The following is a 23,015-nucleotide window of genomic DNA, read 5'->3' as shown; positions in this document are numbered from 1 at the left end:
ATGATTGGCTAACAGACGCCAGTCAGAGCGCGCAACGAACTACCGCTCAGGCGGAGCATTCGACATTCGCGATGTTGCGCCAATTCAACGCTTTCGCGGGCTTTACAGAAATACTTGTGGACGGGACGTGGAAAAATTTACCATGCCACCGGTTCTTCGTCGCCCCTGTGGGCACTGGCCAGAAAGCCTGGGGTTTCGTAAACTCTGTTTAGCTGATCTGGGGTGACGTTGAAGCGTGCAAACCCCACATGATGACGGCTGATCGCTCGACTTGAGAGCGCCTGAACGGCCTCGGGCCGATGGAGTGAAATGTCTATTCACATCAAGCGTCGGCGGCTCATGGCGCCGGATATTGCAGGCCGCAAAGGCGGCGACCCGATTGTGGCGCTAACCTCCTATCACGCGCACACGGCGGCCATCGCCGACAACCACTGCGATTTTCTGCTCGTCGGCGACAGTCTCGGCATGGTCATGCACGGCTTCGAGACGACGGTGCCGGTTCCCCTTGAGCTGATGATCATGCACGGCCAGGCTGTCGTGCGCGGTTCGAAAAAAGCCCTTGTCGTCGTCGACATGCCCTTCGCGACCTACGAGGAAAGCCCCCAGGTCGCGTTCCGTAACGCTGCCCGCGTCATGAAAGAGACCGACTGCGGCGCCGTGAAGCTCGAAGGCGGCCGCCGCATGGCGGAAACGATCCGCTATCTTGTCGATCGCGGCATCCCGGTGATGGCGCACATCGGCTTGACGCCGCAGTCCGTGAACGTGCTGGGGGGCTTCAAGACCCAAGGCCGGACGGTCGATCAATGGGACGCCATCGAGGAAGATGCCCGCCTGGTTGCGGAAGCCGGGGCCTTCGCCGTCGTCCTTGAAGCCATGACCGCCCCTCTCGCCGAGCGCATTACCAAGGCAATCCCGATCCCGACCATCGGTATCGGCGCCTCCGCCGGCTGCGATGGGCAGATCCTTGTCATGGAAGATATGCTCGGATTGTCTCCAAACGTGCCGAAGTTCGTGAAGAAGTTCGGGGCCATAGCCTCCGCGATCGACGGCGCCATTGCGTCCTACGCCGATGAGGTCCGCGCCCGGACGTTTCCGGCCCCCGAGCACACCTACGCCTTGAAATCCCCCGAAATGGAGGCGTCGGTCTCGCCGGTGCGAGCCACGAAAAAGCCGAAGACGACGAGCACTTAGCGGCTTCTGGCCTAAATTCAGGCGAGGATTGCGGCGCGAAACGCTCAGGAAACTTGCGGTCAGGGCTTGCCCGGAGCGCTTGCTCGGTTATCTATGCCCCCGAACCGGCGTGGCCGTGGGAAACCCCGCGTTCCGAGTTTCGGACTGAATGAGGTTAATGGTTTAATGGCCGAGAACGACGACAGTCTGTTTCGCGAAATCAAAGAAGAAATTCGCCGCGAGCAGATGGAGAAAATTTGGAAGCGTTACGGCGGCCTGATCCTCGGTGCTGCAGCACTGATCGTGCTTGGCGTTGCCGGCTTCCAGTATTGGCAAACGCACCGCGTTGCGTCGGAAGAGGCCGCAGGCGCTAAGTTCGCCGCCGCCGAAACGCTGAGCGACGACAAGAAGAAAGACGAAGCCGACAAGGCCTTCCAGGCGATCGCTGACGGCGGTCCGGCCGGTTATGCAGCGCTCGCAAAATTGCGCTTGGCCGGCGCCGAGGTGAAGGAAGGCAAAACCTCAGACGCCATTGCAACTTATGACGCGCTCGCCAAGCAGCCGGGTGCGGATCGTCTGTTGAAAAGCTTTGCAGAACTGCAGGCGGCATCACTGCGGATGGCCGATGCCGACTATACCGAAATCCAGAATCGCCTGACACCTCTTATGGGCGATGGCGAACCCTTCGCCAATACGGCGCGCGAATTCCTTGGAATTGCCGCTTACAAGGCCAAGAAATACGACGAGGCACGAAAGTATCTGGAGCCGCTTCTGATCGATCCGAATGCATCTGCCGACCTGCAGGAACGCGTTAAGATCATCATGGGAGAGATAGCGGCGGCTGAGGTCGCAGCGAAAAACCCGGCACCTGCAGCAACGGCTGCTCCGGTACCAGGGATTTTGGCGCCAGAAGCCACGGCACCGGCAACGCCAGCTCCTGCCGCTTCGGCGGCGCCGGTCAAACCGGCCGAGCCGGCCACGACGACGGAGGCGCAGCCCAAGACGGGAGAGGCTGCGGGAACCGATAAGAAATAAGCCGCGAAGCGGTTTGAGGGAGATTGGGGTTGAGATCAGGGGGAAGGCAAATGCGCTTCGGCGCCGCGTCGCTTTTGGCGGTCGCTGCCGCCGTTTTGCTCGCCGGCTGCGCCAGCGACGGGCCGACGCTTCCCAAGATCAGCGAACTCAATCCGTTCAAGACCAAGCAGACGCCGCTGCCCGGACGCCGGATCCCGATCGTGGAAACGACGGAAAGCATTGGGTCCAATCTGGCGGAGGCCAACAAGCCCATCTCGCTGCCGTCGCCGCGTATGAACCAATCCTGGTCGCAACCGGGCGGCGACGCCAACAACGCCCCCGGCAATTTGGCCCTGACCGGCTCGCTGCATCAGCTCTGGAGCGCCAGTGCCGGTGAAGGATCGTCGAAGACCGGCCGCGTCACCGCCAGTCCGATCGTCTTCGGAGATCGTATCTATACGCTCGATGCCGCCGCCAACGTCGCCGCCTTCACCCTGACGGGCAGCAGCGTTTTCACCGTTTCGACCAAGCCTGAGACCACTGTCGGCCTCGGCGGTTATGGCGGCGGTCTTGCCGCTGATAACGGCCGCCTGTACGTCGCCAACGGCTACGGCGTTGTATCCGCGCTCGATCCCGGCACGGGCAAGGCGATCTGGACGAAAAACCTCGACGTGCCGGTGCGCGCTGCACCGACCGCAGCCGGTGACCGGCTTTACGTCATCACCATCGACGGGCGCTTTTACTGCTTGAGCGGCATCGACGGCTCCGAACTTTGGGCGGCACGTGGCCTGCCGCAGAGCGCCAGCCTCATGACGTCGACAAGTCCCGCGGTAGACGGCGATGTTGTCGTGGTTCCCTATCCGTCCGGTGACATCATGGCGTTCAAGCTGTCCGACGGCTCGACCGTCTGGACGGAAAATTTGGCCCGCACGCGCCAGACCTCGCAAATCGCCTCGATGAGCGATGTCGCGCGCCCTGCAATCGACGACGGCGTCGTCTATGCGATCGGTCACGCAGGCCGCATGGTGGCAACGCAGGCGAAGTCCGGTGATCGGGTCTGGTCGTTGAGCATTCCCGGCTCTGAGCCGCCGTGCGTGGCGGGAGACACCGTGTACGTCGTCGATACCGGCGGCCGCCTGATGGCGCTGCAGAAGTCCGACGGCAAGACCCGCTGGCTCACCCAGCTTCCGGCCGCGAAAAACTATGCCGGTCCCGTTCTGGCCGCCAATACGCTCTTCCTGGTGTCGAGCACGGGCGAGGTGGTCAGCGTCGATCCGATGACCGGCAAGGTTGGGGGTACGATGCAAATCGGCGATAAGGTTTATATTCCCCCCATCGTCGCCCAGGGTCACATGTACGTTTTGACCGACTCCGCAAAACTCATCGCTCTCAACTGAGAATTGGGTTAGGAGGGCATGTTCGCCTTGCCGCGGTACCCCCGCGCAGGCGTTCTTCCCATGTCCCCAGCAGCCCCGGTTTCTCTTTTGTCGTCGTCCCCAGAAATGCCTGTTGTCGCAATTGTCGGCCGTCCGAACGTCGGCAAATCGACCCTGTTCAACCGCCTGACCGCGACGCGTGCCGCGCTCGTCTCCGATTTACCGGGGCTGACGCGCGACCGTCGTGAAGGTATCGCCAACCTGTTTGGCGTTGACGTCCGCCTGGTCGATACCGCAGGCCTTGAGGAGGCGCAGCGCGGCTCCATCGCTGATCGCATGCGCAAGCAATCGGAACAGGCGATCTCGGAAGCCGATCTCGTGCTCTTCGTCATCGATGCCCGCGCTGGCGTCACGTCGGCCGACACCGGCTTCGCCCGCATCGCGCGGCAGTCCGGCAAGCCCGTCGTGCTTGTCGCGAACAAGGCCGAAGGCAACAAAGGCACCGACGGCGTGCTCGATGCTTTCTCGCTCGGCCTCGGGGCGCCGATCGCGATTTCAGCCGAGCACGGCGAAGGCATCGGCGATCTCGCCGAGGACATGTTGGCCGCGCTGGGCTTGAAGTCCGCGCCGACGACGAAGAAACGGCGCAAGGGTGATGACGCCGAGGAAGAAAAGCCGATAGAGCGCCCGGCAGTCGTCAAGCCGATCCGCGTTGCGATTGTCGGGCGTCCGAATGCCGGCAAGTCGACGCTCGTCAACGCGCTGCTCGGCGAAGAACGCATGATCACCGGACCCGAGCCGGGCCTGACGCGCGACAGCGTCTCGACCGATTTCGAATGGAAGGGGCAGAAGATCCGGCTGTTCGATACGGCCGGGCTTCGCCGTAAGGCGAAAATTACGGAGACCGCCGAAAAGCTCTCCGCCAGCGACGCCGTCCGCGCCATCCGCTTCGCCGAAGTCGTTGTGCTTCTGATCGACGCCGAACGTCCGTTCGAGCATCAGGATCTCACCATCGGCCATCGCGTGACGGAAGAGGGCCGCGCCCTCGTCGTCGCAGTCAACAAGTGGGACCTCGTCGAAGAAAAGCAGAAAACGCTGCGTGAACTGAAAAAGACCGTTGCCGAAAGCTTGGCGCAGGTTCCCGACGTGCCTTTCGTCGCCATTTCGGCGCGCTCCGAGAGCGGGCTCGACCAGCTCATGACGGCAATCTCCAAGATTTACGCGACCTGGAACCGCCGCGTATCGACGCCGCAACTGAACCGCTGGCTCAACGAAGCTTTGAGCCGCCACTCGCCGCCTGCCGTGCACGGCAAGCGCATCAAGATCCGCTATGTCACGCAGCCCTCGACGCGGCCGCCAACGTTCGTTGCCTTCTCGCAGCGCGCCGAAGCGCTGCCGCAGTCCTATGTGAAGTATTTGACGAATTCGCTGCGCGACACGTTCGATCTACCGGGCGTGCCGATCCGCTTCAGCCTTCGCAAAGGCGAGAACCCGTACTCGAAAAAATGATTGGCAGAGTGGCGCTGCGCTTATGAGTGGCCGCGCGCCTGGGCGAGAAACGAGGAAAGTCGCAGCGGGAGGGGAGCAAACAGCAGCGAGAATGCTCTCGAACCGCCACGCTCCCCGCCCGCACGGGCGTCAGCCGATTAAAACTGGCGCCGCTCCGGACGGGGTTAGATAGGGTACCTTGCGCCGACGTCAAGAGGTGGCGCGAGCGTCTTGCTTTTCGCCGTTGCCTGCGCCATCCGAGACGTATGGACGTTTTTTTCTACCACCTCGAACATCAGCCGCTTGATCGTGTGCTGCCGAGCCTTCTGGAGAAGACTCTGGCGCGCGGTTGGCGTGCCGTCGTCCAAGTTGGAAACGAAGAGCGCCTGGAAGCTATCGACCATATGCTTTGGACCTACACCGACGACAGCTTCCTGCCCCACGGCACCGCACGCATCGGCCATTCCGGCGATCAGCCCGTCTATCTGACGACGACCGACGAGACGCCCAACGGCGCGGGCGTTCGTTTTCTTGTCGATGGCGCCGAGGCGCGCGAATTTGCGGGCGCGGAACGCTTCGTCTACGTCTTCGACGGAAATGATGCGGACGCCGTCGCCCTGGCGCGCAGTCAGTGGAAAGCAGCGAAAGCAGCGGGTTGCGCTGTCACCTATTGGCAGCAGTCGCAAAGCGGGCGATGGGAGCAGAAGGCGTGAGCCTTCGCAGAAACGATCCCTCAGCATGAATTACCATCACGATTATCACGCCGGAAATTTCGCTGATGTCTTGAAGCACGTCATTCTGGCGCGCGTCGTGACGTACATGAAGCAAAAGCCGAAGCCCTTTCGCGTCATCGACACGCACGCAGGCGCTGGGCTCTACGATCTCGAAGGCGACGAAGCGGCGAAGACGGCCGAATGGCAGGACGGTATTGCCCGCATCTTCGACGCCGAGATGCCAACGGACGTCGCCGGGCTTCTGGAGCCTTATCTCGATGCCGTGCGCGCCGTGAACGGCGTCGGTCTCAAACACTATCCCGGCAGCCCGCTGATCGCGCGCCACCTGATGCGCGATGAAGATGTTCTGGTCGTCAACGAGCTTGCAGACGTTGAATTTCAGCGGCTCAAGCAGGAATTCCGCCGCGCTAAATCGACGACCGTGCTGAACATCGACGCCCGGCATGCGGTGAAATCACTGCTGCCGCCGAAGGAGCGTCGCGGCGTCGTGCTGATCGATCCGCCATTCGAAGACCGGAACGAATTTGCAGATCTCTCGACAGCCATCGACGAAGCGCTGACGCGTTTCGCGACTGGGACCTATCTCATCTGGTATCCGCTGAAGGATGAAGCGGCCGCCGATCGGTTCGTCGCCCTCACAACCTCAAAGCCCGGACTGGAATATCTCGATGCACGGCTCTGGGTGGCAAAGCCGTTTCCTGGCCTCGGGTTGACGGCAACCGGAATGCTCGTTCTCAATCCGCCTTTCGTCTTGAAGGCCGAGCTTGAGACGCTGCTGCCATGGCTCGAAGAGCATCTCGCAGAAGGCCCCGGCAGTCGTTTCGCGTTGCAAGCCAGCGTTCAATAATGAGTCTCGTCGTTGCTCTGCAGCATTTCGCCTTGCAAGAAGCGCACATTTACAGGATAAATTGCCGCACGCTAAGGCGGGCCACGGCACGGGAGCTCCCGACGCGTTCGACGTGACCGGAAGCGTGTTTGTGCGATCCGGTAGGGAGGCGCTTGGAATTTTCCGGCTCCGCAGTCCGCCACGGCTGTCGATGCGAAGCTATTTTGCTTCACTCGTCGGCCGGGCTGCCAGGAGACGATGCATGCGCCAGACAGGTACCGTAAAGTTCTACAATTCCCAGAAGGGCTACGGCTTCATCAAGCCGGATGCCGGTGGCAACGACGTGTTCGTTCACGTCACCGCTGTCGAGCGATCGGGAATCGGCGAGCTCAACGAGGGAATGCGAATTTCGTTCGAGACCGAACCCGATAAACGCGGCAAGGGACCAAAAGCCGTCGATCTGCAACGCGCAGGCTGACGTTCTACGAGGCCGAGCTTGCGCACGCTGCGGCCTTCGGTTGCGGCGTTAGAAAGAGTCGTGCCTGCATCTGTCGATCGTTCCACGTCGCATTCCCCGCGGCGCCAGAACAAGCAAAAACAATTCGGCTTGCGGCTGATCCGCAGCGTTCCTCGATAAAAAGCGATAGATAACAAAAAGCTCGCCGGGCTTCGCCTGGCGAGCTTCTGCATGTGAAGATGGGTCGAAGCGTTACTTCGCGACGGCGCCGCGGAGAGCCCCGACGATCGCCATCAGGACGCCACCACCCACGCCGCCGCCAAGGATTTGCGTGACGATTGAGACGGGATCGAGCGCGCCGCCCGCCACGGCCGTATGAAAGACCTGCTCGAGAATCTGGCCGCCGATGCCGCCGCCGACGATCCCGGCAATGGAATTACCGAGCGTCCCGAGGCTGATATTTTTCATCAGGCTGCCGGCGACGTTGCCGCCGACGGCACCACTGATGAGCTGGATAAGCAACGGAAGATATTCCATGTGAGGTCTCCACGAGCTAAGTGGGACAACGGCGAGCCGTGCGTTTACCGCATCGATAAGCTGCGCACCCAGATGGGTTCCCACACAGGGAATCGTATCATAAGACCTGCGACAGGACGTCCTTGGCCAGCGTTCATCACGGCGTATCAGGGGATGCGTGTTCGAGAAGTGACATACGGTACCGAAATAAGGCCGGAAAACTTTTCTTGAGGCAGCGCAATGATAAATATTCGTAACTTTGCGCTATATAGGATGACCACGTGAACGGCGGCGGAAAGGCCAAACCATGATGTCGAGATTGATTTCAGCCTTGATCGCGGGCGTATGCCTCATCGGGTTGGTCGCGCCGGCCTTTGCCGACCCCGAGGACAACTACTCGATCCGCCGCAAGAAGGGCGGGTACTCGTACGACAAGTCCGAGTCGGTGAACACGTACGGTGGGCCGCGCAAGCCAAAAAGCGCGCCTCCCGGACCGCCGGACTTCCGCGATCAGACGCCCTCAGGTCCTTTCGATAACAGCTTCTTCTTCGACTCGGGCGTTGGCAGCCTTTACGGCGGTAACTCACCGTATATGCACTAAAAACCCTGACGGTTGTCGGTTTGGGAAGGTTGCAAGCCAGGGGCCGCGGTATCGCGGCCTTTCGCATATCTGTGGCTTTCGCGGCTTAGTGCCAGAATCCTGTCAACTGATGCCGATGCGCCACTCGCCCTGGTGCCGCCATTGTGCTGTCAATATAAAGGCAGCATGATCCCAGGGTGGGCTATGAGGGAGAACTTCGTTATGCGCTTCTCGGGCAAAATCTTTGCCGCATTTGGCTTGGCCGCAACCATCGCCGTTGCCTCCGCCGCGTCTGCGAACGCGGAATGCAAGCGCTACGGCTTCTCGGTGAATGACTACGGCAAGGATGGCCCGACGAACGACGCTAAGAGCCTTCTCGACAAACTGATCTCCGACAAAATGGCGGAGAAGGGTGTGAAGGACTATCACACCGGCAAGAAGAGCGTGTCTTGCGAGCTGTTCCTCAACTTCATCGTGTTCGACGAGCACACCTGCACCGCAGAAGCCACCGTTTGCTGGGGCGGCTCGAAGCTTCCTGGCGCTGAGAAAACGTCAGCCGAAGACGTCGCGCCCGCGAAGAACGACGAAACCGCGTCGGAAGAAAAGCACGACAAGAAGAAGGCCGTGAAGGAAGCTGCGGTACACACCGAAGCCGCTCCGGTTCACAAGACGGCGGCTGCTCAGACTGTGCCTGATCCCAAGTCGCTCATTTTTCGCAAAATGAAGAAGCCCGCCGGGAGCAAAGAGGCCTCCGCGACATCGCCAGTCGAGACGGGCTCTCTCGCTGAGACAAAGCACACGACGCACAAGTCTGACGACGTCGCGCCGGTCAAGGAGACGAGTGGGGGCGAGGGCTATCCGACGCCGGAAGCGCCGGCAGACGGCGACGCCGCGCAGTAAGCGCAGCCACTGTACCGACCAGATAGCGCGCCGTGGCGGATCAAGCTGCGGCGCGAATTTCTTGCAGCTTTATTTCGATAATTTGCCGGTTGTACGGCTTCAGCAGGAACGTATCTGCTCCACGCGAAATCGCGCGCTGAATTTCGAACGGATCATTTTCGGTGACCATGTAGATAATGTACGGACGCGCGCTGCGCGGCAGCGCTCGAATCTTTTCGAGCAGTTCGATGCTGTTGGTCTCCGGCATCCGCCAGTCGAGCAAAATATAATCCGGCGTTTCCGATCTAAGCCGCTCCATCGCTGCGATGGCGCTATCGGCTTCGCTGACGCGGAAGCCGAGGCTTTCGAAAATGAGGCGCGTGTATTTCCTGATAATTTCGGAATCGTCGATGACGAAGCAATGCTGCATGTAAAGAGCTTCTCGTAAGCGAGGCGTTGCCCAACCGGCAGCAGGGCAACCGGAAACTCAAACGAATGCGTCAAAAGATGCCTCTAAACTGTTAAGGGCCTCTTAAGACGTATGGCAGAATCCGGTCACCCAGCTGAACATCGGGCCGCTCTCAGCTTGCGGGTTTTGCAACCAGCAAAATGTCGGCGCCGTCCTTCAGGATTTCGAGCTTCATCCCGGCGGTCGGAGCGATTCGCCACGTGTAGTAGGCCTGGATGGTGATGGCATCGAGCGCCAGCGGATTGCCGGCGACGAAATCCGTCAGGTACTGAGGCGGCCGCGCGCCGGTGCCCTTACAGCGAATGAGAAATGTTGGCTGCTCGAACGAGCCGCCGATCGACACGTCGATCTCGCCGCCGCGCGGCAATGCCGTGACGGCCGAAGCAATGAGATTGAGAAGAAGCTTGACCTTGTCTTTGGGAACCAGACCAGGCGCGCCGCGCCACGTCAGCTTGTGTTTCCCTTGGGTGATGCCCACAAACCCACGAGAAATTTTCTCGGCCGTCGTCAAATCAATGACGCTACCTGCCGAGCCAGCGGCGCCAAAAGCGAAGCGTGCGAATTCGAGCCGGGCGGAGGCTTGCTCCGTCACGTTACGGATCACGGTCATCGCATAGCTTTTCGCCTGCTGATCGTCGTCCTCGTCAAGGATTTCCAAACCGTTGACGATCGCACCGACCGGATTGATGATATCGTGGCATATTTTGCTAGAAATCAGCGCTGCAAGTTCAAGATCGGTCGGCGGAACGCGCTGGTCCATCATTAGTCCTTCGTCGTGATCATTGTGTCGCTACGTTGCGGCAGTTTAAGCGCGACAGCGCGACGCGAATACAACGTGGCCGCTTGCGACAATGCCCTATGCTCTGATACATGCGCCGTACAACGGTTGCCAAGTCTTGTAGCCGGTGGGGTCATTGACCTCCGTTTTTCATGGAAGACATGAGTCTTGCGCGCCACGGTTTGAGCCGCGGCGCGATAATCGCATTGATGGCGCGAGCATCTCTCGCGCAAAATGATTCGGGTTGAGGTTTTGAAGCGCGCGATGGTGCCGATCGACGTCAAAGACTACGACGCTCTCATCGCGGCATTGCTTCCTGCGGTTCGAGAAGCCGGGCGCCTTGAGATGGCGCACTTCAACAATGGCGTCAGTTTCGAGCAGAAAGCCGACCGCACGCCTGTCACCGTCGCCGACAAAGAGGCGGAAGCAATCATTCTTGCCGCGCTCGCGCGCATTGCACCCGACGTGCCGGTCGTGGCGGAAGAAGAAATCGCCGCGGGCAAGGTCTGCCATTACGCCAGGCGTTTCTTTCTCGTGGATGCGCTCGACGGAACACGCCTCTTCATTCGCCGCAAGCCCGAGTTCTCGATCAATGTCGGCTACGTCGAAGACGGCAGAACCAAGTTTGGCTTGATCTACCTGCCGCCGTCCGAGCGTCTGTTTGTGACGCGCCCAGACGGCGCGTACGAAGCCCACATGCCGATCGCAGGCGACGTGCCGTTCGCGGCCTTGCGTTTCAAGCGGCTCACAACGCGAAAGCCCGATCCCAATGCACTCGTGGCCTTCAACAGCCGCGGCGCGGGGGCGGCAAGCTCGGGTCTGTTGGCGCTGCTCAAAGTGCACGATGCCAAGCCGATCGGGTCGTCGATGAAGTTCTGCCTGATCGCGGCCGGCGAGGGCGATCTTTATGCGCGCTTCGGCGAAACCTGTGAGTGGGATACGGCAGCCGGGCAGGCGATCCTCGAAGCCGCTGGTGGTTCGGTCACGACGCTTGACGGCGCACCGCTGACCTACGGCCATTATGATCGCGCGTTCCGTAACCCCCATTTCGTCGCCTGGGCACGCCAGCCCCTGTGGCGCGGAGCCGTTGCAGAATTGCCCTCCGTAGGCGCATAGACAACGCGAATTAGCCATACTTTAGCAACGAATACTCGCGATTCTGTATCCTAGGATTCGAGTGGCCCTCGGTCATGGGTGGCCTGCGCGTTCGCGCGTAGATGGCTTGGGGCGCAGTTCAATCTCGAACGCAATGAGAAGAGGGAACTCGCCGATGCGTTTCGGCTTCGAGGGAATCTCGCGAATAGCACCTGCCGTTTTTCGGGCTCGCAACTGCGTGCCGGGTCTGGCGTTGCTAGCTTGTCTGGCGTTCGGCGGTTCGGGCGCCAATGCCGTCGACGATGCTTATCGGCCGCCTGAGGACTCTTATTCAGGCCAAGGTTATTCGGGCCAGGGTTATTCCGGCCAAGGCGGCAGCGATGCCTATCAGCCCGATAATGGCTATCAAGGGAACAACCAGAGCAACTATCAGGCTCCCCCGCCAAGCCCTTCAGGCGGGGCTTATCAACCGTCGCCCTATAACGGCGCGCGCGGTCCGGACAGCGATCCCGGTGGTTATGGTGCGCCCTATACGCCGCCGCCGAGCGCAAGTCGCGACTACAATTCGGGGCCGCCTCCCGGAGACGGGCCGCCGCGCGATTCATACTCGCAAGACGAAATCATCCACGCCGGCAATAAATTCTTTGGCTCCATCAGTGGCGGTCTGGCGTCGGCCATCGAATGGACGTTCCAGAAGGCGGGGCGGCCGAATGGCTACATCCTCGGCTCGGATGCGGGCGGGGCGTTCATCGGCGGCTTGGCGTACGGCGAAGGTATGCTTTACACCAAGGACGCCGGAAACTTCAAAGTTTACTGGCAGGGTCCGTCGGTCGGCTACGATTTCGGCGGTGACGGCTCCAAGGTCATGACGCTCGTCTACAACCTTCGCGATCCGTCCGACATTTACGAGCGTTTTGGCGGCGTCGAAGGCTCAGCTTATCTCGTCGGCGGTGTAAGCGTGCAACTTCAGAAAGCCGGACATGTCACACTGGCGCCGATTCGGGCCGGTGTGGGGCTGCGACTCGGTGCGAATATCGGCTATTTGAAGTATACAAGAAATCCAACTTGGAACCCGTTCTGATTGCAAGCAATGCACGCGGCACGAGTAAAATATTGCAGGGAGGCAGAAAACCGGGTTTCTCTGTCGCTTAAGGGACGTTTGGAGCGGCGGGGGCCGCGAAGTTATTCATTTCAGGACGAGTATCCGTGATCAATCTGTATGCCGCGATGCTCGTCACGTTGGGCTTTCTCGTCGCGGCCCTGATTGTCGTTGTCCTGTTGCCGGCCTACCGGCGGCGCATCGAGCGCTTTACGGCCGAAGCCCTGAAGCGGACGCTTCCCCTCACCGAAGAAGAAATTCGCGCCGACAAGGATCGCCTGCGTGCCGATTTCGCGATGGAGGTCCATCGCCTGGAGTCGAAGCTGGAGGATGCTGGGCTGATGGCAGCCCGCCAGCGCGTCGAGGTCAATCGCCGCGACGCCAAGATCCAGGAGCTTTCCGAAGCCATCGCCGATCAGAAAATGAGCGTCGAGGAGCACGAGAACGCCCGCCGTGTGCTGGAGCAGGCGATTCTCGATCGCCTTCCGAAAGTCGAGCAGCGCCTGTCCGAGACGCGCAAGCTGCTCGCGACCCGCGACCGCGAGATCAAGACGTTGGCAGCCACCGGTGCCAAGCAGGCGGCCGCTCTCGAAGAAGCATCCCAGCTCAACAAGCAGCGCGAGCGCGAAATCGCGCAGTTGCGCACCACGCTTGATACCCGCGCCGTTCGCAATCGCGACAGCGTGAAAGGCGCAGCCGCTGACGCCAATGTCGCCCTGCGCACCGAGCTTGAGGCTTTGCGCGAAAAAAGCCGTGAACAGGCCGCCATGATCGAGCGCCTGCAGGCCGCCGGGAAAATGGCGTCGAACAGCGAGCAGAGCGCCGAGATCAAGCGCCTGATGCTGGCCCTGGCGAAAACCGAAGCCGAGCTCAACGGGATCAAATCGGGCCTCGATGGCGACGACGCGGAGCGCATGGCCCTCGAAGACCGCATCGCCGATATTCAGGTCGCAAGCGACGCGAAGTCCACCGAGATCGCCAAATTGAAAGCCATGCTGCAGGCCTACGAGGATCGCGAGCACCCGCCGGCCGACTTCGCCCAGAAGGCGGATATGGGCGCCCTGCAAGCCGAGATCGACCACCAGCGCCAGGTCATCACCGAGCTTCGCGCCGAAATTGCCGCCGGGCAGGAGCGCCTGTCGCGGCAAGCCATCCGCTTCCATGAAGAGATGCGGCGCGTCGGCCCGGCCGGAGAAAATGGCGCCCCGGCGACGCCGCCCGAGCTTCCTCGGCCATCGCTTGCCGAACGCATTTCGGCGCCCCGACCGCCGAAGCTCGCCGCCAACGATACCGAGGGCTCGGCTGCCAGCGAAAGCGCCCGTGAGCCGCGCCAGGGATCATCGCCGATACGCGCCCTCAAGGTGCCCTCAAACGGCGCTGGGGACGTCCCGAAAGCGGATCTCGACGGACCGCCGCCACTTCCCGCAAGTGATGCGGAACCCGCCCAGGGTGTGCAGGGCGCATCGCCCCGCCGGCCCCGCCTGCTTGAGCGCATCAGCGGCGTCGATAAGGGCTAGTCGCCGCGGAGCGGCATAGCCGCTATTCGATTGCCCAGTGCCGCCGGATTGCGGCACCGTCTATAAACCCCATTTCAACGATGGGGATGACGTTCTCCTCCCAGGCTTGAATTTCGACTGAGCGGTAGACCATGACAACGCCACACGCTGCGCACGGTGATCACGACCACAGCGGTCATGACCACGCGGGTCATAGTCATGATGGCCACAGCCACGGTGGGCTTGGTCACAGCCACGCGCCGAAGGATTTCGGGCCCGCATTCGCGCTGGGAACGGCGTTGAACGTCGCGTTCGTCGTTGTTGAAGCCATCGCAGGCTTCATGGCGAACTCGATGGCGCTCGTCGCCGATGCCGGCCATAACCTGGGAGACGTGCTCGGACTGCTGATGGCTTGGGGCGCAAGCATTCTCGTCAAGCGCCGCGCGACCTTCAACTTCACCTACGGCTTCGGCTCTTCGACCATCCTTGCCGCGCTCGCCAACGCCGTGCTCCTGCTTGTTGCGGTCGGCGCTATCGCGCTCGAGGCAGTTCAGCGTCTGATCGAACCGGCGCCCGTCGTCGGCAGCACCATGATCATCGTCGCGTCGATCGGCATTCTGATCAACGGCTTTACAGCGTGGCTGTTCATGTCCGGCCGCGAGCGCGATGTGAATATCCGCGGCGCTTATCTGCACATGGTTGCCGACGCTGCCGTTTCGTTCGGCGTCGTCCTGGTTGGCATCGCGCTGCTGCTTACCGGGTGGGATTGGCTCGACCCGCTGGTCAGTCTCGTCGTCGGCGGCATCATCGTTTGGGGCACATGGGGCCTGCTGCGCGATTCCATTCGCCTCGCGATGCACGGCGTTCCGGTGAATATCGATCCCGGAAAAGTGCAGGCTCGTCTCGCCGCGCTGCCGGGCGTCGTGAGCATTCACGACCTGCACATCTGGCCGATGAGCACCACGGAAACTGCGCTCACCTGCCACTTGGTCATGCCCGGGGGACATCCAGGTGACGCCTTCATCGCGACGGCCGCCAAGATGCTGCACGACGAATTCGAAATCCGCCATTCGACGCTGCAGTTTGAGGTCAGCGCCGATGCACCTTGCGGTCTGGAGCATGGCTGCGCGCCAGCACTCGAACCGATGCCCCACGGCCATTAAGAGCTAATTACAACCTAAAATTGCTCAATGATCGAATCGCCCCCTTATTTTTAGTGGGCGAAGCGATATATTGCCGACCGATCAATAAATAAAATCGATTGAAATCAGAGGGGCTTTGCGTTGGAATGGCGTAAAGGAGAACGCCATGCTGCGGCAGATTTCGGAAGGAGAAAATTATGCCGCCCGCCATGCAAGCTGACGTTACCGTCGCTTCAACAGAAGCTCCCTCGATAGAAAACCGGCATCCTCGAAAGAAGCCGGCATTTCACGCGGCTTACACACAGGGGGTATGGCCCGGTCTTTTTCTCACGGCGACGATCGCAGCCCTCGCATACGGTCTCCGCGAACTCCCCGGCATCGGCACATTCAGCCCGATGATCCTTTCGATCATCATCGGCATCGCATTCCACAATATAGTCGGCACCCCGCGCCGCGCCAAAGAAGGCGTTACGTTCTCGCTCCGCCGCATCCTGCGCTTCGCCATCATCCTGCTGGGATTCCAGCTGACCGCACAACAGATCGTCGAAGTCGGACCGATCGGATTTGCCGTCATCGTCGCGACCCTCGTTGCCACCTTTGCCTTTACAACCTGGCTGGGTCACATGATGGGCGTTGACCGCAAGCTGACGCAGCTTATCGCCGCCGGGACGTCGATCTGCGGCGCATCCGCCGTCATCGCCACCAACACGGTGACGAAAGGACACGACGAAGACGTCGCCTATGCCGTGGCGTGCGTGACCATCTTCGGCTCGATTGCCATGTTCACGTATCCGCTGTTCCCGGCAATCTTCCATCTTGATCCGCAGGCTTTCGGTCTCTGGGCCGGTGCATCGATCCACGAGATCGCGCAGGTCGTCGCTGCATCGTTTCAGGACGGTCAGGCATCGGGCGAATACGGCACGATCGCCAAGCTCAGTCGCGTGATGTTGCTGGCTCCTGTCGTCATCACGCTCGGATTGATGGCGGCACGTCGCCAGTCGCACCATCGTCACGGCGCGGCGAACGTCTCCGGCAAGGCGCCGATGCCCTGGTTCCTCGTCGGCTTCATCGCACTCGTCGGCTTGAACAGCCTCGTCGTAATCCCTCCGGACGTAAAGCACGTCATCGTGCCCGTGACGACATTCCTGCTCTCCGTGTCGCTCGCCGCCATGGGGCTCGAAACCGACATCATGAAGCTCAAGGCCAAGGGACTGCGTCCGCTGTTGCTCGGTGCAGCTTCATCGCTCTTCATCGCCGGCTTCAGCTTGGGCTTGATCAAGGTAATCGTTTGAGAAGAACGCGAGGATGACATGACGCTTGAACAACTTCGCATTTTCGTCGCCGTCGCCGAAAAGCAGCACGTGACGCAGGCCGCCCACGAGATCAACATCACGCAGTCGGCGGCCAGTTCCGCCATTGCGGCCCTTGAAGAACGTTACGCTGTAAAGCTGTTCGACCGCATCGGCCGCCGTATTGAATTGACCGATGCCGGCCGCGTCTTCCTCGTCGAGGCTCGCGGCGTCCTTGCGCGCGCTGCAACTGCGGAAAAGGCGCTTGCCGACCTCGCCGGATTGAAGCGCGGCTCGCTGTCGATCTATGCCAGCCAGACCATCGTAAATTATTGGCTACCGCCGTTCCTCGCGATCTTCAACCGGCGTTATCCCGAAATTCAGCTGAAGCTCAAGGCGGGTAATACCCAGCAAGTGGCCATTGCGACGCACGATGGCATCGCCGACATCGGCTTTATCGAAGGAACGATCGACGATCCGCATCTTTCGGTCCGGACGGTCGAGGGGGACCGGCTCGTCATCGTCGTCGCGCCGAACCATCCGCTGGCTGGCAAGGAAACGCTCGAAGTCGCCGACATCAAAGCCATGACCTGGGTGATGCGCGAGCAAGGATCGGGCACCCGCGGCGAATTCGAGACCTCGCTCAAGGATCATGGTGTTGAGACAGCGGATCTCAATGTCGTCCTTGAGCTGCCGTCGAACGAAGCCGTGTGCGCTGCCGTCGAGGCGGGCGTCGGTGCCACCGCAATCTCAAACCTGGTCGCCGAGGCTGGGCTGCTCGCGGGTAAGCTCGTGGCGCTCGAATTCCCGCTTCCTCAGCGCTCGTTCTACATTCTGCATCACAAGGAGCGCTACGCGAGCCAAGCCGAGCTGGCGCTTCTGGAACTCATGGGAGCGACAGGCAGGCCACCCGTCCGCCGCCGCGAAAAAGCAGTGTGAGAGAGGCAGTTCCGGCTCACAAGCCACGCGCAAGCCGAAGCAGAAACAGATCGGACTGCTAGGCTTGGCGGGCAGTAGGGAGCGGCCATGAAAATTCTTCTCGTGGGGCATGGCTATGTGGGGTCGTTCCTCCTCTCTGCGCTGACGAATGCCGGCCACGACGTCTCTGTCTGTGATCAGAACGTCGACCGCCTTGTCGGTGTCCGCAACGCCATGCGCTGCCGCTATCAGGAACTGACGATCGCCGATCTCGCTGACTTCGGCGTGATACTTTGGTTCGCAGGTCATTCGAGCGTGCCGATGTCTTTGCGTGATCCGGATGGCGCACTTGCAAACAACTGTCTCGATCTGCTCCATTTCGCCCGCCGCAAGCAGCTCAACGCCCGGCTGATCTATGCAAGCACCGCAAGCGTTTATTCCGTGATGCAGGCCGAGGACGGCACGCCGCCATCCCCGCTCGATGAAACTGAGACGCGTCTCGATCCGGTCAATCCCTATGATTGCTCCAAGATCTCGATGGATGCGCTCGCCCGCTGCTTCGCCAACGCCATCACCGGTCTTCGTCTTGGCACGGTTTGCGGTACGAGCCCTTATTTGCGCGGCGAATTGATCTTTAACGCCATGAACCTCGCGGCCATGCGCGATGGTTTCGTGCAGGTCCGCAACCGCCAGTCTTATCGCAACATCCTCTTCCTGGAGGACCTCGCGCACTACGTTCTGCGCCTGATCGAGCTGTCAGACACCCTGCCGCCGATCCTGAATACCGGCTCGCTCAATATCGGCATCGGCGATCTGGCCGAGCAAATCGCCGCGTTCCATGGCGTGCCCGTTGTCGATAACGGCAACTCCGTGACGTATTCTTTCCAGATGAACTGCGCACACATTCAATCCCTGTGCGGCGCCCCCCGTCCGATGACCATCGCAGAGCGCTGCGCGCGTTTCCGTGAACAATTCCGGCCCGAGCTGCAAGTGGCATCATGAGTGCAATCTGCGAACCCCAACGCTCCTGCATCGTCTGCGGAAGCGATGTCACGCCATTACTCGATCTCGACGTGCAGCCACCGGCGAATCTGCTTCTCGAAAAGCCCGGCGACGCCTACGAGGCATTTCCGCTCGGATTTGCGAACTGCCCGTCATGCACGCACGGCCAGCTGACGTATTTCGTCGATCCCGCCAAGCTCTTTAAGCACTATCTCTACGCCAGCGGGACGAGTGGAACGCTTAAGGCCTATTTCGAGTGGTTCTCTGACACCCTGCGGCGTGCCTGCAAACCGGGTGCACGCGTGCTCGACATCGCGTCGAACGACGGCAGCCTGCTCGGCATTCTGGAATCCCGCGGTTTTGAAGCCATTGGCGTCGACCCAGCGGAAAATCTCAACAAGGTTGCGATCGCTGCGGGACGAAAGGTCGTTACCGGTTTCTTTCCGGCAGCGAGGCCCGAAGGGCTATTTGACGTCATCATAGCGATGAACGTCGCCGCGCACACGCCCGATCCGTCGACCTTCATGAAGGGCGTGCGCGAGTGTCTCGCGCCGGGTGGCGTCGCGATCATTCAGACCAGTCAAGCAATGATGATCGCCAACGGTGAGTTCGACACCGTCTATCACGAGCATTATTCGTTCTACACGGTCGCGTCGATGGCGCGGCTTGCGGAAAAGAGCGGCCTGCGAGTTGAGGCGTCACGGCTGACGTCCGTTCACGGCACAAGCCTGCTGTCATTCCTGCGCCGCGTGGATGAGGATGCAGCGCCGTTCGCGTTCGAAGAAAGCGCGCCATTCAGTGTGATGTGGCCATCTCCGACGCCGCCGTTCCTTCTGCCCGAACTCACGCTCGCCGAGGCTGATGCCGCCTATGCAAAGTTCGCCGACGGCGCGAAAGGTGCAATGCAATCGGCCGCCGAAGCCGTCGCACGCCATCGCGCGTCCGTTCGCAAGATCGCACTGGTCGGCGTTGCCGCGAAAGCTTTGACCTTCATTCGCGCCGCCGGCATCGAGCCCGATGTCTATCTCGATGAAGCCGCGCTGAAAGTCGGGCTTACAATTCCCGGAACCTCCCGGCCGATCGAGCCGTTGCAGAACGCAGGCGCGATGGCGACCGATACGACGTTCCTCATCGGGGCCTGGAACTTCGCCGACGAATTGATGCGGAAAATTCGCAACGTCAGCGGCTCCACGACACCGAAATTTATCATTTACTTCCCCACGCTCACGGAAATCGGATAGCGCCGCAATGGCACAAAGGGTCGTCATTTCGCACTTCTTCAATGAGGCCTATCTGCTGCCGTGGTGGCTTCGTCATCACCGCGAAATCTTCGATCATGGCGTGCTGATCGACTATCATTCGACGGACGCTTCCGTCGAAATCTGTCGTGAGCTCGTGCCGCATTGGGAAATCGTTTCCTCGGAAAACGCGACGTTCGCCGCGCTTCTTTGCGATTTCGAGGTCATGAAGCACGAGCAACGTTTTCCCGACGCCTGGAAGCTTGCGCTCAACACCACGGAATTTTTCGTGGCGCCCGGGCTCGCGAAAATGGAACGCCTGATGCTGCAGCACGATCTTGTCGGCGCACGCCTGCCGGGCGCCGTCATGGTCGATACCGATCCCGATAATCCTCCGGACCCCGATAAGCCGCTGGTCGATCAGAAGGCGACGGGTATCTGGGAAGACGAGATGGACTTCAAGCGCCTCGCCATTCCCGGACTCACATTTCCGACACGCAGCAGGCTTTATCATCGCTATGCCATCGGCGCCTACACGCCGGGTCGGCACAGTTCGCACCTGCCGCGTCAATGCAACGGCAGTCGCGACCTGGCCTCGATCCGCTGGTACGGCTTCAGTCCTTGGTCGAACGCCTTCAAGGCGCGCAAGCTGCAGATCTCGACGAAGCGCGATTCATTCGATGTGAAGAATGGTTTTGGTGCTCAGCACCAAGCCGATATCGCTGAGCTTGACGGCCGTTGGGCCAAGCTCGCGCCGCTCAGTGCCGCGCTACGCAGCGCGGCCTGACGCCTCATTTCAGGCAACCGGTTCCGGAAGCACCGTGGCTGCGATGGTGTCGCGCAGAATTTTTACCTGATCGCGCCGGACGAACGTCGCAAAAGCCTGACGCTCCAACTCGCGCCGCCGCGACTCGTCGCGCACGAGCATAACGCAAGCCTGCACGAGATCTTCATAAGGCACGGCGAACATCGAATGTCGGACGTCTTCGTCGATTTCCGTGTTCGGCCCGCACTCGGAGACGACGGCCTTGCTGTTGGCAAGCAGATATGACGTGCGGACGATCTCGTGAATGCTGTCCTCATAGAAGTGCACGTTGAGGACGACCTTTGCTTCCGCAATCGCCTGATCGCGCTCGCTGCCGTACACGCTGAACATATGCTTGACGTTGAGCCCGGCCTTCGCGAGCCCCTGCAGAACTGCGATGCGGCGTGGATTGGTGCTGCCGTAGAACAGGACGTCGACCGGCTGTTCAAATGACGGAATGCGGCGCGTCATCTCCGGAACATATCCGACGCTGAAATGGCGGATCAGCGGGTTCTGCGTCAGACGCCGAAGTTCAACGATATTGCGGACGCTATAATCCCAGATGGCCAGCCGCTTCAGAAGGCTGAAATAGGCGGGCCGTCTTTTAACGTCGAAACCCGTCACCTGTTCGAGATTGACGACGACGGTGTTCGCCGGAACGCTGTCGGCCTCATCTTGCGAAGCGAGCAGATGGGCGCCGAACAGAATGTTGATGCCGGTCTCAGCGAACGAATTGATCCGTCGGCTCACTGAAACGCCCAAAGCGCGAAGCGCGCTTTCGAAACCCAGCACAAGATCATCGAATGCGGCCGAGTGCGGGTTGCCCGCGGGAGCGATGGTGACAATGCTGACCGATTGCCACGCAGGCGGAACAGGATCGGCGCTCAGGAACTCGGATCCGAAAATATCCGCCTCGGCCTTCGAGTGGGAAGCGGTTCCCAAAGCCTTCGACCGCAACCCGCGAACCCGCGCCGCTTCAAGCTTGTATTCCAATTCCGTTGATGTCGGCTCGAGCTCGAGCGCAGTCTTAAAGGCGTCCGCCGCATCGTCGAACTTGCGAAGGCTCACCAGCATTTCGCCGAGCATGTCCCACGACTGGGCAGAATTATAGCCAAGGCTGATCGCCTTAGCCTTGGCACGGCTGGCAAACTCGATCTTGCCGAGCGGGACGAGGACCGTCGCCAGCGCTTCGTAGGCCTCGGCCGATTCTGGATCCTTGAGGATAGCTTTCGCGAAAATTTCCGCAGCTTCGTCGAAGCCGCCCGACCGGGCGATCCGCAACCCAGCAAACAACAGCTCCGACACCGAAGCGGTTTCCGGATCGAAGACGGCCGTCGCCTCGGATGCAATCTCAGTCTCGTCCGGAAGATCGGCAAGCGAGGGCCACTGTTGGTTCATTGCCATCGAGATCTCCGAAACGGCGCAAACGATCAGAAGCCGGACGCAGGTGCGGACCGGCCCAATCTTTCACCTAGCGGTTTAACCCTGCGCGAGACTGGCAATGGAGACCAAGGTTCCGTGGGATGCCCCACGAGCGGCGCGCGTCCCGGCTCAACTTCTGGCGCGGTCCTTGGCGAGAGATACGAGAGCCAGCGTCCTGGTGCGTTCGATGGCGCGCGCCTGCTCAAGCAGAAAGATGTAAGCAGGGTGATCGTCCGTCAAAGGCTCCAAAAGCTTCACTCCCGCCTTGTGCCAGACGGACCAGGCAATTTGCCCTTCTATGATCAACTCGGGCGTCAGTGAAATATGCACCGGGTCGCCGGTCGCAAGTCCCTTGATGCCGTCCAGGCGAACACCGGAGGCGGAAAAATCGATAACTCTGACCTTTTGGATCGCGCCACGGCATTCGACGATTGCGGGCAGCATGACCCGCCGCCGCTCGTCGCGTCGTCGCAAATAATTTCTCGATAAAATAGTTGCTGCCATCTCGCCTCCGAATGTCTCGCTTTTACGTGAGAGAAGCGCTGCGGAAACATTGAGCGCACAAAAGGGTATCCGCGCGCCTAACTCGGGCATTTTTGATCAATAAGTACTATAATCAAATTGTTCGGATCCTCAGTGGATCGAGAAAACTTCCCGGACATCTTGAATTCGCCTGGCATCCGATTTCCGTCTCTTGGGCCTCGACGGATGGATCGTTGCATTTTACATATAGGACTAGTTAACTAGAGCTAGTCATATCTGATTCTAGGAGGATGCGATGCGGCCCGAGCTCGAAGCTGTTCTGGAAGCCTACCGGCAGGATGCAGCACTTGAAGAGCAGTTGATCCAGGAAATCTTGACTGTCCTTGCCGTGACCGGAGCGGCGCGAAAGCGGACCGTTCAGGAATTGTCTCAGATCGTCAGCCGTCACACGATGAAGGCCGCCGAAGAGCGCGACTATCGGCAAAGCTCAGAGGATTTGGCGCGTTTCGATTTTCATCAGCCACTACGGCAGATGTAGTCGGGCGCAGAGAGCCTAGGTGTCGCGTTTCATTCCGCCAATGTATGGGATCGGCACGCGTGTGCGACGCGCTGCAGGACCGCTGAAGATCTGCCCAGACATCGACAGCTAATCCACTCATGATGAATCTTTTATCGCGCATGCGTCGGTTGCACACGAAGATCGCGTTTCCGCGGCATGGCGGCTTGAAAACGCATGACC

Annotated in this window: 24 protein-coding genes; 19 read left to right on the top strand and 5 right to left on the bottom strand. The window is 60.5% G+C overall.

The window, feature by feature from the left end; translation table 11 throughout:
* Positions 1–309: 309 nt before the first annotated feature.
* The 7 genes from panB (at position 310) to HYPMC_RS14755 (ending at position 7,086) form a co-directional block, all read left to right on the top strand.
* Positions 310–1,191 carry a 3-methyl-2-oxobutanoate hydroxymethyltransferase gene (gene panB / locus HYPMC_RS14785; protein WP_013948794.1) on the top strand — a complete coding sequence of 294 codons (882 nt, stop codon included), beginning with the start codon at positions 310–312 and terminating at the stop codon, positions 1,189–1,191.
* A gap of 165 nt (positions 1,192–1,356) precedes the next feature.
* A complete protein-coding gene (locus HYPMC_RS14780; protein ID WP_013948793.1) occupies positions 1,357–2,205 on the top strand; it encodes a tetratricopeptide repeat protein in 849 nt (282 codons plus the stop codon).
* Between the two features lie 50 nt (positions 2,206–2,255).
* Positions 2,256–3,581 carry a PQQ-binding-like beta-propeller repeat protein gene (locus tag HYPMC_RS14775; RefSeq protein WP_013948792.1) on the top strand — a complete coding sequence of 442 codons (1,326 nt, stop codon included), beginning with the start codon at positions 2,256–2,258 and terminating at the stop codon, positions 3,579–3,581.
* 60 nt (positions 3,582–3,641) lie between these two features.
* A complete protein-coding gene (gene der, locus HYPMC_RS14770; protein WP_244420897.1) occupies positions 3,642–5,069 on the top strand; it encodes a ribosome biogenesis GTPase Der in 1,428 nt (475 codons plus the stop codon).
* 245 nt (positions 5,070–5,314) lie between these two features.
* Positions 5,315–5,761 carry a DNA polymerase III subunit chi gene (locus tag HYPMC_RS14765; RefSeq protein ID WP_013948790.1) on the top strand — a complete coding sequence of 149 codons (447 nt, stop codon included), beginning with the start codon at positions 5,315–5,317 and terminating at the stop codon, positions 5,759–5,761.
* A 25-nt stretch (positions 5,762–5,786) separates the two neighbouring features.
* On the top strand, positions 5,787–6,629 hold the full coding sequence (locus tag HYPMC_RS14760; protein WP_013948789.1) for a 23S rRNA (adenine(2030)-N(6))-methyltransferase RlmJ: 843 nt from the start codon (positions 5,787–5,789) through the stop codon (positions 6,627–6,629).
* Between the two features lie 241 nt (positions 6,630–6,870).
* On the top strand, positions 6,871–7,086 hold the full coding sequence (locus tag HYPMC_RS14755) for a cold-shock protein (protein ID WP_013948788.1): 216 nt from the start codon (positions 6,871–6,873) through the stop codon (positions 7,084–7,086).
* A gap of 231 nt (positions 7,087–7,317) precedes the next feature.
* Here HYPMC_RS14755 and HYPMC_RS14750 read toward each other — a convergent pair whose 3' ends face one another.
* Complete coding sequence (locus HYPMC_RS14750) at positions 7,318–7,602, bottom strand: hypothetical protein (protein ID WP_013948787.1); 285 nt, start codon at positions 7,600–7,602, stop codon at positions 7,318–7,320.
* Positions 7,603–7,888: 286 nt separating this feature from the next.
* On the opposite strand from HYPMC_RS14750, the gene HYPMC_RS14745 reads away from it, so the two are divergent.
* On the top strand, positions 7,889–8,182 hold the full coding sequence (locus HYPMC_RS14745) for a hypothetical protein (RefSeq protein WP_013948786.1): 294 nt from the start codon (positions 7,889–7,891) through the stop codon (positions 8,180–8,182).
* Positions 8,183–8,365: 183 nt separating this feature from the next.
* Complete coding sequence (locus HYPMC_RS14740; RefSeq protein WP_157135448.1) at positions 8,366–9,061, top strand: hypothetical protein; 696 nt, start codon at positions 8,366–8,368, stop codon at positions 9,059–9,061.
* A gap of 40 nt (positions 9,062–9,101) precedes the next feature.
* On the opposite strand, the gene HYPMC_RS14735 is transcribed toward HYPMC_RS14740, so the two are convergent.
* Entirely contained in the window at positions 9,102–9,470 is a 369-nt protein-coding gene (locus HYPMC_RS14735) for a response regulator (RefSeq protein WP_013948784.1), read from the bottom strand.
* Positions 9,471–9,621: 151 nt separating this feature from the next.
* Positions 9,622–10,272 (bottom strand): histidine phosphotransferase family protein, encoded by a 651-nt coding sequence (locus tag HYPMC_RS14730; protein WP_029671082.1) that lies wholly within the window; start codon positions 10,270–10,272, stop codon positions 9,622–9,624.
* Positions 10,273–10,521: 249 nt separating this feature from the next.
* Here HYPMC_RS14730 and HYPMC_RS14725 point away from each other — a divergent pair, with 249 nt between their 5' ends.
* From HYPMC_RS14725 to HYPMC_RS14685, 9 genes are all read left to right on the top strand, one after another.
* Positions 10,522–11,403 (top strand): 3'(2'),5'-bisphosphate nucleotidase CysQ, encoded by an 882-nt coding sequence (locus HYPMC_RS14725; protein ID WP_013948782.1) that lies wholly within the window; start codon positions 10,522–10,524, stop codon positions 11,401–11,403.
* Positions 11,404–11,557: 154 nt separating this feature from the next.
* Positions 11,558–12,463, top strand: coding sequence for a DUF1134 domain-containing protein (locus HYPMC_RS14720; protein ID WP_013948780.1), 906 nt, complete (start codon positions 11,558–11,560; stop codon positions 12,461–12,463).
* Between the two features lie 125 nt (positions 12,464–12,588).
* Positions 12,589–13,998 carry a hypothetical protein gene (locus tag HYPMC_RS14715; RefSeq protein WP_013948779.1) on the top strand — a complete coding sequence of 470 codons (1,410 nt, stop codon included), beginning with the start codon at positions 12,589–12,591 and terminating at the stop codon, positions 13,996–13,998.
* A gap of 131 nt (positions 13,999–14,129) precedes the next feature.
* Positions 14,130–15,140: a cation diffusion facilitator family transporter gene (locus HYPMC_RS14710; protein ID WP_013948778.1), complete on the top strand. Its 1,011-nt coding sequence runs from the start codon at positions 14,130–14,132 to the stop codon at positions 15,138–15,140.
* A 176-nt stretch (positions 15,141–15,316) separates the two neighbouring features.
* Entirely contained in the window at positions 15,317–16,411 is a 1,095-nt protein-coding gene (locus HYPMC_RS14705) for a YeiH family protein (RefSeq protein WP_013948776.1), read from the top strand.
* A gap of 18 nt (positions 16,412–16,429) precedes the next feature.
* Entirely contained in the window at positions 16,430–17,347 is a 918-nt protein-coding gene (locus HYPMC_RS14700; RefSeq protein ID WP_013948775.1) for a LysR substrate-binding domain-containing protein, read from the top strand.
* Positions 17,348–17,434: 87 nt separating this feature from the next.
* Positions 17,435–18,328, top strand: coding sequence for an NAD(P)-dependent oxidoreductase (locus tag HYPMC_RS14695; protein ID WP_013948774.1), 894 nt, complete (start codon positions 17,435–17,437; stop codon positions 18,326–18,328).
* The gene (locus HYPMC_RS14690; protein ID WP_013948773.1) at positions 18,325–19,569 is read left to right on the top strand and encodes a class I SAM-dependent methyltransferase; all 1,245 of its coding nucleotides are present in this window, start codon (positions 18,325–18,327) and stop codon (positions 19,567–19,569) included. The genes HYPMC_RS14695 and HYPMC_RS14690 overlap by 4 nt, the downstream gene beginning before the upstream one ends.
* Before the next feature lie 7 nt (positions 19,570–19,576).
* Entirely contained in the window at positions 19,577–20,353 is a 777-nt protein-coding gene (locus tag HYPMC_RS14685; RefSeq protein ID WP_013948772.1) for a glycosyltransferase family 2 protein, read from the top strand.
* Positions 20,354–20,362: 9 nt separating this feature from the next.
* Here the strand turns inward: HYPMC_RS14685 and HYPMC_RS14680 are convergent, their stop codons facing one another.
* Both HYPMC_RS14680 and HYPMC_RS14675 read right to left on the bottom strand, forming a co-directional pair.
* Positions 20,363–21,775 carry a tetratricopeptide repeat-containing glycosyltransferase family protein gene (locus HYPMC_RS14680; RefSeq protein ID WP_013948771.1) on the bottom strand — a complete coding sequence of 471 codons (1,413 nt, stop codon included), beginning with the start codon at positions 21,773–21,775 and terminating at the stop codon, positions 20,363–20,365.
* A gap of 147 nt (positions 21,776–21,922) precedes the next feature.
* A complete protein-coding gene (locus HYPMC_RS14675) occupies positions 21,923–22,297 on the bottom strand; it encodes a PilZ domain-containing protein (protein WP_029671079.1) in 375 nt (124 codons plus the stop codon).
* Positions 22,298–22,571: 274 nt separating this feature from the next.
* Here HYPMC_RS14675 and HYPMC_RS14670 point away from each other — a divergent pair, with 274 nt between their 5' ends.
* Positions 22,572–22,814, top strand: a complete 243-nt coding sequence (locus tag HYPMC_RS14670; RefSeq protein WP_013948768.1) for a hypothetical protein — start codon at positions 22,572–22,574, stop codon at positions 22,812–22,814.
* Positions 22,815–23,015: the final 201 nt, after the last annotated feature.

Source organism: Hyphomicrobium sp. MC1 (genome assembly GCF_000253295.1).
In the GTDB taxonomy this organism is placed as follows: Bacteria; Pseudomonadota; Alphaproteobacteria; order Rhizobiales; family Hyphomicrobiaceae; genus Hyphomicrobium_B.
The sequence above is the reverse complement of the archived record's forward strand: the minus strand, read 5'-3'. Positions and strand labels throughout refer to the sequence as shown.